12 protein-coding genes are annotated in these 14,753 nt (G+C 47.5%); 9 read left to right on the plus strand and 3 right to left on the minus strand.

Annotation, left to right across the window (positions count from 1 at the left end; all coding sequences use genetic code 11):
• Positions 1 to 26: 26 nt before the first annotated feature.
• A complete protein-coding gene (locus BLV62_RS13020; RefSeq protein ID WP_089762340.1) occupies positions 27 to 428 on the plus strand; it encodes a winged helix-turn-helix transcriptional regulator in 402 nt (133 codons plus the stop codon).
• On the opposite strand, the gene BLV62_RS13025 is transcribed toward BLV62_RS13020, so the two are convergent.
• Positions 425 to 1,354 (minus strand): NADP-dependent oxidoreductase, encoded by a 930-nt coding sequence (locus BLV62_RS13025; RefSeq protein ID WP_089762273.1) that lies wholly within the window; start codon positions 1,352 to 1,354, stop codon positions 425 to 427. The two genes, BLV62_RS13020 and BLV62_RS13025, sit on opposite strands and share 4 nt — an antisense overlap.
• A gap of 162 nt (positions 1,355 to 1,516) precedes the next feature.
• On the opposite strand from BLV62_RS13025, the gene BLV62_RS13030 reads away from it, so the two are divergent.
• The 4 genes from BLV62_RS13030 (at position 1,517) to BLV62_RS13045 (ending at position 6,041) form a co-directional block, all read left to right on the plus strand.
• Positions 1,517 to 2,845 carry a DEAD/DEAH box helicase gene (locus tag BLV62_RS13030; RefSeq protein ID WP_089762276.1) on the plus strand — a complete coding sequence of 443 codons (1,329 nt, stop codon included), beginning with the start codon at positions 1,517 to 1,519 and terminating at the stop codon, positions 2,843 to 2,845.
• Between the two features lie 495 nt (positions 2,846 to 3,340).
• The gene (locus BLV62_RS13035; protein WP_089762278.1) at positions 3,341 to 3,898 is read left to right on the plus strand and encodes an RNA polymerase sigma factor; all 558 of its coding nucleotides are present in this window, start codon (positions 3,341 to 3,343) and stop codon (positions 3,896 to 3,898) included.
• A gap of 40 nt (positions 3,899 to 3,938) precedes the next feature.
• On the plus strand, positions 3,939 to 5,048 hold the full coding sequence (locus BLV62_RS13040) for a FecR family protein (RefSeq protein ID WP_089762280.1): 1,110 nt from the start codon (positions 3,939 to 3,941) through the stop codon (positions 5,046 to 5,048).
• A gap of 18 nt (positions 5,049 to 5,066) precedes the next feature.
• A complete protein-coding gene (locus BLV62_RS13045; protein WP_089762282.1) occupies positions 5,067 to 6,041 on the plus strand; it encodes a helix-turn-helix transcriptional regulator in 975 nt (324 codons plus the stop codon).
• 47 nt (positions 6,042 to 6,088) lie between these two features.
• Here BLV62_RS13045 and BLV62_RS13050 read toward each other — a convergent pair whose 3' ends face one another.
• Complete coding sequence (locus BLV62_RS13050; RefSeq protein WP_089762284.1) at positions 6,089 to 6,979, minus strand: LysR substrate-binding domain-containing protein; 891 nt, start codon at positions 6,977 to 6,979, stop codon at positions 6,089 to 6,091.
• 112 nt (positions 6,980 to 7,091) lie between these two features.
• Here BLV62_RS13050 and BLV62_RS13055 point away from each other — a divergent pair, with 112 nt between their 5' ends.
• Positions 7,092 to 8,342 carry an MFS transporter gene (locus tag BLV62_RS13055; RefSeq protein WP_089762342.1) on the plus strand — a complete coding sequence of 417 codons (1,251 nt, stop codon included), beginning with the start codon at positions 7,092 to 7,094 and terminating at the stop codon, positions 8,340 to 8,342.
• On the opposite strand, the gene BLV62_RS13060 is transcribed toward BLV62_RS13055, so the two are convergent.
• Positions 8,320 to 9,303, minus strand: coding sequence for a glycoside hydrolase family 43 protein (locus tag BLV62_RS13060; protein ID WP_089762286.1), 984 nt, complete (start codon positions 9,301 to 9,303; stop codon positions 8,320 to 8,322). The two genes, BLV62_RS13055 and BLV62_RS13060, sit on opposite strands and share 23 nt — an antisense overlap.
• Positions 9,304 to 9,419: 116 nt before the next feature.
• Here BLV62_RS13060 and BLV62_RS13065 point away from each other — a divergent pair, with 116 nt between their 5' ends.
• From BLV62_RS13065 to fabF, 3 genes are all read left to right on the plus strand, one after another.
• Positions 9,420 to 12,638 carry an AsmA family protein gene (locus tag BLV62_RS13065; protein WP_089762288.1) on the plus strand — a complete coding sequence of 1,073 codons (3,219 nt, stop codon included), beginning with the start codon at positions 9,420 to 9,422 and terminating at the stop codon, positions 12,636 to 12,638.
• Between the two features lie 242 nt (positions 12,639 to 12,880).
• A complete protein-coding gene (locus BLV62_RS13070) occupies positions 12,881 to 13,432 on the plus strand; it encodes a TetR/AcrR family transcriptional regulator (RefSeq protein ID WP_089762289.1) in 552 nt (183 codons plus the stop codon).
• 12 nt (positions 13,433 to 13,444) lie between these two features.
• Complete coding sequence (gene fabF, locus BLV62_RS13075) at positions 13,445 to 14,686, plus strand: beta-ketoacyl-ACP synthase II (protein WP_089762291.1); 1,242 nt, start codon at positions 13,445 to 13,447, stop codon at positions 14,684 to 14,686.
• The last annotated feature ends 67 nt before the right edge of the window (positions 14,687 to 14,753 follow it).

The raw sequence follows: 14,753 nt of genomic DNA on the forward strand, positions 1-14,753 counted from the left end.
TAACTGCTTTACAAAAGGTAACCAGTATGAACCAGGATATCAGTGTATCGGCTCCTCACGAGCCTTGTAAAGTACGGGATCAGCATACCGACTGCCATAAAGTGATCATGCCGGTGCGGGATGCGCTGGATGTGATCAGCGGCAAGTGGAAATTGCCTATTATCATTGCCATAGGCAGGGGCCATAAACGTTTCAGGGATATAGAACGCAGCATACCAAAGATCACTTCAAAGGTCTTATCAAAAGAACTGAAAGACCTGGAAACCCATAAACTGGTGAAGCGGACGGTATTTGACACGCAACCGGTATCTGTTGAATATACGCTTACCCCTTATGCCTCGACGCTGGACAGCGTGATACTTGCATTGCAGCAATGGGGTACGCAACATCGCAGGAAGATGCTGGGCAAATCAACTGAGGTGGGTTAACGGTCGTCGCTCACCCGGAGCACGATCCTTCCCCTGCCGGGACCGCCATATTTGCTGAATTCCTGCGCTTCTGCGGCGGAATAGAGGCCATGAAATACCTTTTTCACATAGGGTTTTATCAGTCCTTTTTCCAGCAGTTTATGCGCCTCCCGCATAGCTACCAGCGTTTTGGTGCCGCCCCAGGCAACGTTAACGCCGGCTTCATCTGCTTTGGCAGAATCGGGGTATTGTACCAGGCAAAGCAGGACGCCGCCGGGTTTAATGACGCTGAGGGAGCGATCGGTAGTATCGCCTCCTACCGTATCCAGCACCATATCTACCTCCTGCACTGCAGTTTCGAAAGGAACGGTTTTATAATCTATTACTTCGTTGGCGCCCAGGGAAGCGACAAAATCCATATTGGCTTCGCTGGCAGTTGCAATAATATAGGCGCCGACGTGATAGGCCAGTTGCACGGCGAAGTGCCCTACTCCGCCCGCTGCGCCATGAATGAGGATGCGTTGTCCCTTTTTCAGCTCTCCCACGTCAAACAGCGCACCCCAGGCGGTTTTAGCGCCTCCGGCGGCTGCAGCTTCCTCGAACGACCAGATAGCGGGCTTCCTGAACAGCAGTTCAGACTGCGCCACAGCGCAGGTAGCATAAGCGCCGTCGATAGCGCCATACACCTCATCTCCCACCTTCTTCCCAAAAACGCTTTCGCCCACTGCCATTACAACACCGGCAGCTTCAACGCCGGGGATATAAGGCAGGGGATAGTGCATCAGCCCTTCCCTTGTTTTCCAGTCGATCGGGTTAACGCCTGCCGCAACAATTTTAATCAATACCTGGTCTTTTTCCGGTACGGGAACGGCAATTTCTTCGAGCAGCAGTTTTTCGGGTCCTCCGGGTTCATGGACGCAAATAGCAGGAACATGCAGGTTTTTCATACGCCAGTAAGGTTTATTTGAGAGCTGATTTCACAAGGAAGTTACTACAAAACCGCGTGACTATCGCGCCTTAGCCAGGTTGCCGGGCAAGAATATCTTCAGCCGGCCTGTGGGTTAAGCGCATTTATTCTTTACCTTTGCGGTTTCAATTATAGCAGCAGTATGACTTTTCGGGATTTAAACCTAAATACATCTTTACTTAATGCCCTCGACGAACTTGGACTGAAAGAGCCTACCACCATTCAGAAGCGCGCTTTTTCGGTGATCATGTCGGGACAGGACGTTTGCGGTATCGCGCAGACAGGAACAGGTAAAACCTTTGCCTACCTGTTGCCTATACTGCGTATGTTTAAATTTTCCAAAGAGAAACATCCTACAGTGCTGATACTGGTTCCTACCAGGGAGCTGGTAGTGCAGGTAGTGGAATCAGTGAAGAAGCTTACGCCTTATATGACCGTATCGGTATTGGGAGTGTATGGCGGCGTGAACATGAACCCGCAGATGGAAGCGGTGAAAGATAAACTGGATATACTGGTAGCCACTCCCGGACGCCTGTACGATATTATCTTAAGCGGGGCCCTGAAAGTAAAGTCTATCAAGCAGCTGGTGATTGATGAAGTAGATGAGATGCTGAACCTGGGATTCAGAACCCAGCTCACCAACATTATGGACCTGTTGCCGCAAAGAAGGCAAAACCTGCTCTTTTCAGCTACGTTGACAGAAGATGTAGAAAAGATCATCGATACGCATTTTAATAACCCCACCAGGATTGAAGCTGCGCCGGTCGGAAGCCCGCTGGAAAATATAGAGCAGTCAGTTTACCGGGTGCCTAACTTCTATACCAAAGTAAATCTTTTGGAGATGCTGATCGCAGATAACCCGGAGATGACGCGTACGCTGATCTTTGCCGGCACCAAGCAGCTGGCTGACGACCTGCATGAACAACTGGAAAAACATTTCCCTCAACAGGTTGGGATTATCCATTCCAACAAGGAACAGAACCATCGTTTCAATACTGTAAAACAGTTCCAGGAAGGCGCCTACCGTTTCCTGATCGCAACGGATATCATTGCCCGGGGCCTGGATATAGCGGAAGTATCTCATGTGATCAATTTTGATACGCCGGATACGCCGGAGAATTACATACATCGTATAGGCAGGACCGGGAGAGCGGACAAACGTGGTATTGCTATCCTGCTGACTAAAGACAGTGAGTTGGAGTACCTGGAAAAAATAGAGGAGCTGATGAATTACCGGATCCCGGAGATGGCGTTGCCGGAGGGATTGGAAATATCAACGGAGCTGACGGAAGATGAGAAACCGAAGGTGTTTATGCGTAACACGCTGGTGAAGGCGCCTAAGCGTACGGATGTAGGTCCGGCTTTCCACGAGAAGAAGGCAAAGAACCTGAAGACAAATAAAAAAATCTCTCATAAAGAGAAGATGATGCTCAAATACGGCAAACCGAAGAAGAGAAAACCTAAAAGATAAAAATGAATGGCGGAGTTTTGCTTGTTGGAATGCAAACAATAGTTATATTGCTTGTATTGAGGATGCCGACTACGCTGTTTAACACGAATTGAATTTTCCTGATAGTGCGGTGGAAATGCTTTGCCAGTCCCGTTTTTTTCAATATCATATCAAACAGGAGAAGGTAGGATTCATGACATCCTCAGCTGGATTATCATTTAAAAAAAATACATTAAGGTATCGTCATGTGGTGCAACTAAACCTGCTGGTTAATGGAATAACAATTCATTAACAAATCCGCATCCAAATAATAAAACCGTTCCTGCAACAGAATCGAATATAATTAGGGGCCAGACGTATGGGAAAAATGCCCATGTTACTGCTGCCGTATTTCAAACCTTATTTTCGATCTTATTTAGTTCAGGAGTGTTGTCGATTTATTATTTGAACCGCGTATATAAATTCCCTAACATCTCAGGTTATACCACCTGGCAGCTTTTCATCAATTAATCTGGCATGAGTGCATCTATCAACGATAATGAATTGCTTGCACAACTGAAAGACGGCGATCTGGCTGCCTTTCAGCATATCTATGACACCTACCGTCATTGGTTGTATGTTACTGCCTATTCTATGTTGAAAGATGAAACCGAAGCCCAGGAAGTTGCCCAGGACCTGTTCATTGATTTTTGGCATAAAGATGTGGGGGCGAAAAATGATTTTAACAGTTCCGCAGAGTTAAAAAATTTTCTTTATATCAGTATCCGGAATCGTTGTTTGAACAAGATTGCCAAAGATGCTACCCGCACCAAACGTCTTAAAGAAATCATATTGCCGGAGGCATATACCGTTCCACAGAGCAGGTTAGAGAACAATGAATTAAAAGCACAACTCGAAATTGCCATCAGCCAGCTGCCGGAACGTCAATCACTTGCTTTCAGGCTGGCGTACCAGGAACATAAAACCAGGAAAGAGATAGCAGCTGTAATGCAGACCAGTGAGGAAACAGTAAAAAAACAGGTAGCCAGCGCACTAAGGGCTTTAAGAGCGTCCTTAAAAAAAGTGCTTTTCTGAATACCCCGGCCATTAAAAAAATCGGTTTTATAGAGTGTACATGAATAGCGCAGAAGAAATACATAAATTAATGACAGAGAAGCTGGCGGGAATCATTTCCGCGGCTGACGATCAATGGTTAGAAGATCTGATTGAAGAAGATCCGGTTGTAAGGGAAAAATGGGAAATGCTTTCAGGCGCTCCGGTTCCCGCTCCTCCTGCTCCCTGGAAGGAGGTCATTGATTTTAAACCTAAGAAACCTCTGTACAAGATACTGCTTCCATACGCCATAGCCGCCGCAGTACTTGGCGCTACTGCCATGGCCATATGGCAGGTGGCCCCCTGGAAAAAGTCCCGGCCTACTGCTGCTTCTGCCCCGGTAGCTATCAACTACGCAAAGCATGTCACCCTCCAACTGGCAGATAAGTCGGTTATCCTTCTTGATACAGCCGATGCCGTATTGATCATACAGGGCCAACAGATCAGCAATAAAAACAATATCCTTTATTTAAATACCCTGAGCAGGTTACCCGCCGGCCAGAACACCTTACAGGTACCGGCAGGCAAAAAATATGACGTAGTACTGCCCGACGGATCGCTGGTCAGCCTCAACGCCGCCACTACCCTCTCCTTCCCCTCAAAATTTGAAGGCCGGAACAGGGAGATCTCCGTCAACGGTGAAGCCTACCTGAAAATCGCACCGCAGGCCCGTCAACCCTTCCTCGTACATCTGCCGCATACCACGGTAGAAGTACTGGGCACCAGTTTCAATATCAACAGCTATGATAACTCTAAGATCCGCGTTTGCCTGGTAGATGGTAAAGTGAAAGTAAAAGCTGGCAAAAAAGAAGTGCTGGTAAAACCAGGCCAGCAAGCCATTTTCAATGAACAAACCACCTCTCTGCGCACGCAACCCTTTAATGCAACCGTAGAACTGGGATGGCAAAAAGGACTTTATAGCTTCTCCGATACCCCGCTCAATGAAGTTTGTGAATCCATCTTCAGATGGTACGGAGTAAAAGCTGTTTTGGATAACCAGGATCTAAACAAAAGGAAGTTCAGCGCCCTGCTCGAAAAAAGCACCCCGCTCAGCTTCCTGCTGGAAGGCGTAAAAGCAACGACCGGAACCGATTATTACTTCAGTGCAGACAGCACCCTACATTTTAAATAAGCATTCATAAGGTATCACATGAAGCAAATGAAAAAGAAATACCTGCTCGCCAACCGGCGGCAAGACCGAACATTTGTTCCGCTGGAAAAAGTACCAGTATACCTCCAATCAGAATTGATACCCCACGCCAAATACTATACAGATATTGACGAGAACGGGATCATCCTGGATCAGCAACTCGTTTTCCGAGAATTCCAGATCTATTACCATCTTATTCATCTCAGCGAAGATACCGGGCTCACAACTGTGCTGTCAGACAAAGATTATGTTCCCGCTTCCCTCAATGGCCTGCAGGAATATAACCCCGCTTTTCCCCTGAAACTTAAGCTGCCCGCAGAAGAAAAGCTGGTAAACCTCTTCCCGGAACGCGAATTCGTTATGCACTTCCATGTGAACTTCGACAGCATCTACCTGCATGAGATGATCAAACGAAACCCGCTATTCCAGGTACTGAATCCAAAAGCCGCAATTGATTCTAACGAAACACAGGAATTTACTCCCCCCAGGCACCCTTATCGCGCCACCCTCGTCAACTACCTGCTGATGCAACGCATCATCAATTGCAAACTGGTTGGCGAAATAGCCGAACATTACCTGCACAGGAAAGCTTACGAATATTTCCTTACCTACCTCCACTACCTGGAAACACCCGCGCCTATCATGCTGCACGAAAGCTATATCGCCAAGCTGAATGAGATAGCGCGCTACATTATCCAAAACCCCGTTGCCGCACATAGCAAAGAAACATTATGCAGGAAATTCGACGTAGTGCCGGAGTTCCTGGACGAACCATTCAGGGCCACCTTCTACATTACCGTAGAAGAACTGATCCACCAGGAAAGAATGGACCAGCTATTCCGCCTGCTCACCGAACAACAACATACGTTGACCTATGTAGCTAACCGCACAGGATTTGCTAACTATAAAGCCATGAAACTCGCCTTTCAGCAACACTATCAATGCCTGTTCGATTTCTTCCTGAACTTGCAATAACTTTTTAAAGTGGTCAACCGGCGGCAGCGCCTTGCTGTTGCCGGTGATCACTTCTTATTTTCCGCCTTCACTTCTTTCAGCAACTCCTCTGTAAACAAAACAGCCGCCTTTTTCCTGTAAACATCCCGCTGCCAGATAAGATATGCACGCCGCTGCAACTCCCTGCCCTCAATAGGAATGCCCACCAGCCGTTTCCAGCCCTGCAACACCCGCTCATTCAGGATAGTAGCCCAGGGCCCTTTCTCCACCAGCTTCAGGATAGCATGAACATCGTTAACCTCCAGCTTCACCGCCGGCTTGATCTTATTGCGCTCCAGCACCTCGTTCAGCGAATCGCGCGCGCTGAAACCGCTGGCAGGGAAAATGAGATCCATTCCATTCAGTTGCTGCAGCCCTATCGATTTCTCCTTTGCCAGCGGGTTGCCGGCCGATACCGCCAGCACCATCTGCGACTGGAACAGCTCCAGGACCTCCAGGTCGTTATACTTTGCCTTCTGGTGAAAAGCCATTACCAGGTCCAGCTCCGAAGCCCTCAGCTTATTTTCCAGGTCGTTGGTTGTACCATATTCGATAGAGAGATAGATACCCGGGTACTTCAAAGGAAACCTGGTTAACGCCGGCAGCAATAAAGAAGTGAATGCATAAGTGACGCCAATACGCAATTCTCCTCTTAAGGCCTGTTGCAGGTCCTGCATGGCCTGCTTCCCTTTTTCCACTTCCAGCAGCACCTGCCTGGTATGTTGAAGAAAGAGCCGCCCTGCCTCCGTTAACTGCACATGCTTACCGATACGATCAAACAATTGTACGCCCAGCTCCTGTTCCAGTTGTTTGATCTGTTGCGATAAGGTCGACTGGGTAATATACAGGCTGGCCGCAGCCTCAGTAAAATGCGACATTTCAGCGGCTTTTGCGAAATAGGTCAGTTGCCGGAGTTCCATTTGATCAATCGTTTTTATTAATCAATATGATTAAAACAATCTATTTAGCAAATATATCAAATTGGCCGACCTTTGCACCAGTGTTAACGACAGATATAAAGAATATTTAGATATGGAGGCTTTTCGTGCGTTGAAATCCCGCAATTTCAGGCTCTTTTTTTCAGGACAATCCATCTCCCTAATCGGCACCTGGATGCAGAAAACAGCCGTCTGCTGGTTGGTTTACAGGTTAACCAATTCGGCCCTCTTATTGGGTGTGGTAAGTTTCGTGAGCCTGATCCCCTCTTTGCTTTTATCGCCCTATGCCGGCAGTTATATAGAAAGACATAACCGTTACCGCCTGCTCATCATAACCCAGGTAGTATCGCTGTTGCAGGCATTAGCCCTGGCATTACTGATCCTCTTCAAATACTATAATATCCCTGCAATCATCTTTTTATCGCTGGTGCAGGGAGTTATTAACGCGTTTGACGTAACCTGCCGGCAATCGCTCATGGTAGATATGGTGACCGACAGGGAAGATCTTCCTAATGCTATTGCGCTTAATTCTACTATGGCCAATTTTGCGAGGATAGCCGGACCGGCCCTTGCGGGTATTTTACTGAGCGCCTTCGGCGAGGATGTCTGTTTCCTCCTTAACTTCTTAAGCTATCTTCCTGTCTTGCTTTCTCTCTTCCTTATGAAACTGCAGCTGCCGGAGATCGTGAAATCAGAGAGAAGCATCTGGAGTGAATTGAATGAAGGATTTCATTATGTGTCAGAGAATAAAGACATAGCTTCTTTATTGCTGATGCTTACCGCCAGCAGCTTGCTGGTTATCCCTTTCAACACGCTGATGCCCCTATTTGCAAAAGAAATATTCCAGGGAAATGCGAAAACGTTTAGCTGGTTCGAGAGTGCAGCTGGATTGGGTTCTATCTTTTCTGCCATTTACATGGCCAGGTTGAAAGCGGGGAAAGATATGGTGAAGATACTGATCACCGCCAGCCTGGTATTTTCGTTGAGCGTATTACTGCTGGCCTATGCCAGCTGGTTGCCGCTGGCGCTGGTGTTTATGGCATTGTCTGGTGTAGGTATGATGGCGCAAACCGCATCCATCAATACCTACATTCAAACGCATGCAGCGCCGGGCATGAGGGCCAGGGCTATCAGTTATTATATCATGGCCTACCAGGGAATTATCCCTATCGGCAGCCTGTTAACAGGAGTAGTGGCCCAGTACCTGGGTCCGCGCCTGACGGTTTTCCTGGCGGGGATCTGCGGCACAGTGGCTACAGCCATATTCGTTAATTATCGGAAGAAACAATTCCCGCCCGTTGCGGATACATCTTCCAAACCGGCTACCGGATCGGTGTTCTCTTAACCCCTTCCCTGGTAATAACCACCGGTTTGATAAATCCATTCTCGTCAAATTCCATTACATCGATGCAGGTTTCACGGCTATTGGCATGTTTCTCTGTGAGCGGGCGGCGATGATACACGATAAACCATTTATCCTGTTTCGGCACTTTGATAACAGAATGGTGCCCGGCTCCTGTAGCAATAGCAGGATCCTGCTGCAATATCTTCCCTATCCTTTTAAAGGGCCCCATCGGGGAATCTGCGATCGCGTAAGCTACGCTGTAATCAGGACCACCCCAACCGCCTTCCGACCACATAAAATAGTATTTGCCATTCCGGATAAACATGGTAGGTCCTTCTACATATTTTTCAGGAGTGATCTCTTTAAATGTTGTTCCATCATCAAACGGGATAAAGCCGGTGAAATCAGGTTTTAACTGCGCTATGTTGCAATGTCCCCAACCGCCGTAGATCAGGTAATATTTTCCGTCGCTATCGTGGAACACGTATTGATCAATGGGTTGGGCCTTGTTAATGATCTTGTCTACCAGCGGTTTGCCCAGGTAGTCTTTGTACGGGCCTCCCGGTTTATCTGCCACGGCAACGCCGATACCGCCAACCTCCTCGTTATTCTGGATATCGTTGGCGCCGAAAAAGAGGAAATAACGATGGTCCTTTTCTACGATCGCGGGCGCCCACATGGCTCTTTTAGCCCATTTAACAGCAGCGGTATCCAGTATCCTTTCATGTTTCTTCCAGGTAGTGAGATCGTTGGAAGAAAAAGCGTCAAAAAACACCTGCTTTTCATAAGCGGCAGAAAATGTCGGGAAGATCCAGTACTGTTTACCAAATACCACGCCTTCCGGATCAGCGTACCACCCCGGGAATACGGGGTTTCCTGAATACTCTTTTTTCTTGTTCTTCTGAGCAACTGCAAATTGCGTACTTCCTGCCAATAACAGCAGTGGAATCCATCTTTTCATGTAACTACTATTAAAATGAATCGTTAAAAGTAAACAAAAAATAACGCCAATGCCAGCACTGGTAATTTCCCCAGTGATATTTTTAATATTTTTAACGTATCGAAAGGGCCATATTTATGAAGAAAGGAAAAAAGATCTTACGCCTCGCATTAGTCATTGCAGGTATTTTCATACTCCTGCTAACGATCGGGGGCGGCATACTATACAGCCAACAGGAACGGCTCACACAGATGGCCGTCAAAGAACTGAACAAACAATTTCCCGGAGAACTGGTGATCGGCAACAGCAGCATTTCGCCATTTGCCAACTTCCCTTACATCTCCATCGCCTTGCATGATGTACAATTCTTTGCTACCAAGCAAATGAAGGGGAAACCGCTCTACCAGCTGAAACGCCTGTATATCGGTTTCAGCCTGCCCGACCTGTTGCAGCAACATTATAATGTACGGATACTCGTGTTGGCCGACGGCCATGTACAAATGCTACGTGCCGCCAATGGGGATGTGGATCTTATTAAAGCCCATGAGTTCAAATCTACCGGGCCTGCCGCTGCAACAGATTCTGCTGAAGCGCTGAACCTCGATCTAAAAAAGATCATTCTTAAAAATATAGATATTACCTATCACGACGCCGCTTCCGGCTTAATGATCAACACATTCGTAGACAAGGTCAAAGCAGGGTTTTCAATGGATAGCAGCAAAATTGCCGTGAATATGGACAGCCAGCTAAAGCTGAATATCACGGGAATGAAAGACACCAGTTTATTCAGGAACAAGCACCTGAAGTTCAACATTGATGCGGTGTATGATCAACGCCAGCGATCTGTTACCATACCCGACGGAAATATAAAACTGGAAGACGCCTCCCTTGCCGTTAAAGGAAAACTGAGCCAGCAGGCGGTAGACCTGGAAATAAAAGGCGACAAACCCGACATGAACCTGTTGCTGGCAGCCGTGCCGGAAGACGTAGCCTCCATGCTCAACAGGTACAAACACGATGGCCGTATCTTCTTCCAGGGAATTGTGAAAGGGCCTGTCAGTAAAGACACCATGCCCCTGATAGAGGTTAATTTCGGCTTCGAGGATGTGTATTTCCAAAACAAAGAAAAGGACCGGAAAGTAGACCAGGTAGGCTTTAAAGGATTTTATTCCAACGGCGCCGCACACAATCTTGAAACCTCAGAACTGCATATACTGAATTTCAACGCCCGCCCCGGTACAGGTACGTTTAAAGGCAATTTCATCATGAAGAACTTCAATGATCCGCAGATCATTATGCAGGTCTACTCCGAACTGAACCTGCGGTTCATAGGCGAGTTCCTGGGGATCAAAGACCTGGAGCAGATCACCGGCGAAATCAAGCTGAATATGAATTTCAGGGAGATGGTAGATATGCGCATCCCGGAAGCCAACCTGGCCAAACTGAAAGACGGGGTGCAAAGTGAACTGACCGTGCGCAATCTTTCCTTTAATATACCCGGCTATCACCTGCCTGTAAAGAATATGAACATCCATGCGGAAGTGGAGCAGGGCAAACTGCGACTTGATTCCGTTGGTTTTCATATAGGCAGCTCCGATATCTTTGCCAAAGGCAGTATCAGCGACCTCCCCGCTCTTTTCCATAAACAGGACAAACCGGTGGCAGTAACGTTCAGCGCTGCCAGCAGGCAACTGAAATTAAATGAGTTTATAAAGTTTGATTCTTCTCACCAGGTATTGTCGAAAGAAGTGATCAATGGATTCAATATCGGCCTGGCGCTGGAAACTTCCGTGAATGAACTTTTACATCCGAAGCCTTTGCCTAAAGGCACTTTCAAGATCACCAACCTGAACGCCAGGTTTAAGGAGTACCCGCATGCCTTGCACGATTTTAACGCAGCCGTGGTGATCAATGACTCGTCACTGCGTATGCAAAATTTCAGCGGGCATATCGATAGCAGCAGTTTCGCGCTGATGGGCCGACTGATCAACTACAAGGTCTGGTTCGATCCTGTCAAAACAGGGAATACGGAGATCGCGTTCGATTTCAAAGCGCCCCGGCTCGCGGTGAATGATCTCATTGGCCCGAGGGGACGCAAGTTTATCCCGCAAGGCTATTGGTATGAAAAAGCCAGCAATGTATGGCTGCGATCTAAGATCAACCTCAGATACGACACTACCTTCAAACGGATGGATGCCAGGATCGCCAACATTTCAGGTACCCTGAAACAACACCCCTTCAAGGTAGAGAAAGTGAGCGGCCGTATTAAATACGGGAACAATAAATACCTCGTGATCGACAGCCTCACAGGAAAGATCGGGCGTACCGACTTTGATCTGAATATGCGCTACGCAACGGGAAAACGGAAAAAGGATACGCTGGCTACACGCAGCAACTATTTCCGCTTTAAATCCAATATGCTGGATGTTGATGAATTGATGAACTATGATTTTACAGACCACGCTCCAACTGCCAATGCGCCCGTGAGAAAAACCACTGTAAAAGAAAACGACTCGCTGCATGCAGCGGGCTTCAATATATTTAAGATCCCATTCTCAGCATTTGAGCTGGATGTAGCCGTAAACAAGGTGAAGTATAAAAAGCTCTGGCTGAAAAATGTAAAGGCAGTTGCCCACATGCGGGAAGATAAGAAGATAAAGATCGATACCCTCGGAGTTGGCATTGCCGGTGGATACATCGGGATGCGGGGCGTTTTAAATGCGGCAGACCCAAATAAACTTTACTTCCGCAATGGCATATACCTGAGCAACGTGGATATCACAAAAATGCTGATCAAGTTCGATAATTTCGGGCAAGATGTTATCCTGAACAACAACCTCAAAGGGATTGTAAGCGGCAGGATCAAAAGCTATATACGCCTGCACCCAGATCTGACGCCTGTTTTAAGCGAAACAGAATCGCAGCTCGACATCGAGATCCGGGACGGATCACTTATCGACTTCGGTCCTATGCAGGCGATGGCAGGTTACTTCAAAGACAAGAACCTGCGCATGGTAAGGTTTGATACCCTCCGCAATAAACTGACGTTGAAGAACGGCGTCTTGCAGATCCCGAACATGAACATCAACTCCTCTCTTGGCTTCATTGAAGTATCCGGCACCCAGTCGCTGGATCTGAAAATGGATTACTATCTCCGTATCCCTATGAAAATGGTTACCCAGGTAGGCTGGCAGGCATTATTCGGAAGAAAACGGGAAGAAGTGAACGTAGACCAGGTAGACGAAATCGAATACCGGGACAAGGATAAAAATGTGCGGTTCATGAGCATCAATGTTAGCGGTACACCCGATAAATACAAAATCGCGTTGAAAAAGGCGGCGCGCAAAGGCGCGTGAGGGCACGCAGAGACGCAGAGTTAGCAAAGAGCGCAAATGATTTTGTTAAGAGAAATAAGGAAGCAAAGAATTGTGACCGAAGCGGTTTTAGGAAAACAAAGAGAGCAAAGTTTAATCTTCGCTCTCTTTGCTTCCTTATTTCTCTTAACAAAATCCTTTGCGCTCTTTGCCTCCTTTGCAACTTTGCGTGAAACCTAAAACATTTGTTTACTTACTAATAAGTAAGTAACTTAGCCCCCGCAATGGATACTAAAGAAAAGATAGTGGAAACAGCGGATCGCCTGGTTAGGGCCAGGGGATATAACGCATTCAGTTACAAAGACATATCGGCTCCCTTGTCGATAAAAAATGCAGCAGTTCATTACCATTTCCCCGCGAAGGCGGATCTGGGCATAGCTGTGGTGGAGCGGGAGATCAGCGGGTTTATTGTTAAAACCGCTGAATGGGCGGCTTTGCCGGAAGATGAGCAGATAATGAAGCTGTTTGAAGTGTTTGAGCGATATAGCCGGGATGAGAATATTTGCCTGGTGGCCTCCCTGGCAAGCGACTTCAAAACTTTGGAACCTGCCATGCAGGCGAAGGTCCGCGAGATGTCGGATAATATCCTTAGCTGGCTTACCGCCTGCCTTGAAGCCGGGAGAAACAAAGGCCTGCTGAAATTTACAGGGCCGGCGGCTACCAGGGCGCTCCTAATCATCACAAATTTGCAATCCTCCCTCTTAATGTCAAGAATCAAAGGACAAGTAATTTTCAGGCAGATCACCGGGCAGTTGCTGGAAGACCTGCGTTCTTAAAATCAATTTCATATGAAAAGAGTAGTTATCACCGGGATGGGCGCTTTATCTCCAATTGGCAATAATCTGCAGGAATTCTGGGATAGTTTGATAAACGGGAAAAGTGGCGCGGCCAACATACAGCACTTCGACGCCAGCTTGTTCAGGACACGTTTCGCCTGTGAGCTGAAGAACTTCAATGCATCGCAGTGGCTGGATAAAGCAGTGTTGCGGAAAACAGACCCGTTCACGCAATATGCGCTGGTAGCGGCTGCACAGGCGATCACAGATTCGGGGCTGGATTTTTCAAAGATGGACCCTTTCGACTCAGGCGTGATATGGGGATCAGGCCAGGGCGGCATGCTTACCTTTGAAGAGCAGGTGACAGAATATGTAACCGGCAATTACCAGCCTCGTTTCAGTCCTTATTTTGTACCTAAGCTGATCACCAATATGGCGGCGGGTATGATCTCCATACAATATGGTCTGATGGGGATCAACTATACAACTGTTTCTGCCTGCGCTACTACCAACACCGCGATTATGGATGCATTAACGTATATCCGTTTGGGTAAGGCGAAAGTGATTGTTACAGGAGGCTCGGAAGCGCCCATCACTCCCGCTTCCGTGGGAGGGTTCTGCGCAATGAAGGCGATGTCTGCACGGAATGATGACCCGGCCACAGCTTCCCGCCCGTTTGATGTAAACAGGGATGGTTTTGTAATGGGAGAAGGTGCGGGCGCATTGATTCTGGAAGAATATGAACATGCAAAAGCGAGAGGCGCAAAGATCTACGCAGAAGTGGCGGGAGCTGCTATGACGGCGGATGCATATCATATGACCGCTACCCACCCGGAAGGACTTGGAGCGCGCCGGGCTATGGAGTTTGCGTTGAAAGATGCGGGATTGAACAAAGAAGATGTAAATTACCTGAATGCTCATGCTACCTCCACCCCGGTTGGCGATCTCAGTGAAATCCATGCTATCAGTACTTTATTCGGTGCAGCGCCTGGTCACCTGCATATCAGCGCTACGAAGTCAATGACCGGTCACCTGCTGGGTGCAGCCGGCGCTGTAGAGGCTATTGCCAGCGTATTAAGCATCAAAAATGGCATCATCCCTCCTACTATCAATACAGAAACACTGGATGCCGAAATACCGGCAGGTATGCCTATCGTATTAAAAACAGCGATAGAAAAACCTGTAAACGTAGCCATGAGCAATACGTTCGGATTCGGCGGACATAACGGTATAGTGATCTTTAAAAAAATATAGGCAGCCTTCCGGCTACCTATATTTTTTATGTGCGCCCGACCACTTAAGATCAGCAATTAAAAATCTC

The organism is Chitinophaga terrae (ex Kim and Jung 2007), from assembly GCF_900107795.1.
Classification (GTDB): domain Bacteria; phylum Bacteroidota; class Bacteroidia; order Chitinophagales; family Chitinophagaceae; genus Chitinophaga; species Chitinophaga terrae.

Coding starts and splice junctions, on each gene's coding strand:
- BLV62_RS13070 (WP_089762289.1), top strand. CDS start 12,881: ATGGATACTAAAGAAAAGATAGTGGAAACAGCGGATCGCCTGGTTAGG.
- BLV62_RS13050 (WP_089762284.1), bottom strand. CDS start 6,979: ATGGAACTCCGGCAACTGACCTATTTCGCAAAAGCCGCTGAAATGTCG.
- BLV62_RS13060 (WP_089762286.1), bottom strand. CDS start 9,303: ATGAAAAGATGGATTCCACTGCTGTTATTGGCAGGAAGTACGCAATTT.
- BLV62_RS13065 (WP_089762288.1), top strand. CDS start 9,420: ATGAAGAAAGGAAAAAAGATCTTACGCCTCGCATTAGTCATTGCAGGT.
- BLV62_RS13040 (WP_089762280.1), top strand. CDS start 3,939: ATGAATAGCGCAGAAGAAATACATAAATTAATGACAGAGAAGCTGGCG.
- BLV62_RS13025 (WP_089762273.1), bottom strand. CDS start 1,354: ATGAAAAACCTGCATGTTCCTGCTATTTGCGTCCATGAACCCGGAGGA.
- BLV62_RS13045 (WP_089762282.1), top strand. CDS start 5,067: ATGAAGCAAATGAAAAAGAAATACCTGCTCGCCAACCGGCGGCAAGAC.
- BLV62_RS13020 (WP_089762340.1), top strand. CDS start 27: ATGAACCAGGATATCAGTGTATCGGCTCCTCACGAGCCTTGTAAAGTA.
- fabF (WP_089762291.1), top strand. CDS start 13,445: ATGAAAAGAGTAGTTATCACCGGGATGGGCGCTTTATCTCCAATTGGC.
- BLV62_RS13030 (WP_089762276.1), top strand. CDS start 1,517: ATGACTTTTCGGGATTTAAACCTAAATACATCTTTACTTAATGCCCTC.
- BLV62_RS13035 (WP_089762278.1), top strand. CDS start 3,341: ATGAGTGCATCTATCAACGATAATGAATTGCTTGCACAACTGAAAGAC.
- BLV62_RS13055 (WP_089762342.1), top strand. CDS start 7,092: ATGGAGGCTTTTCGTGCGTTGAAATCCCGCAATTTCAGGCTCTTTTTT.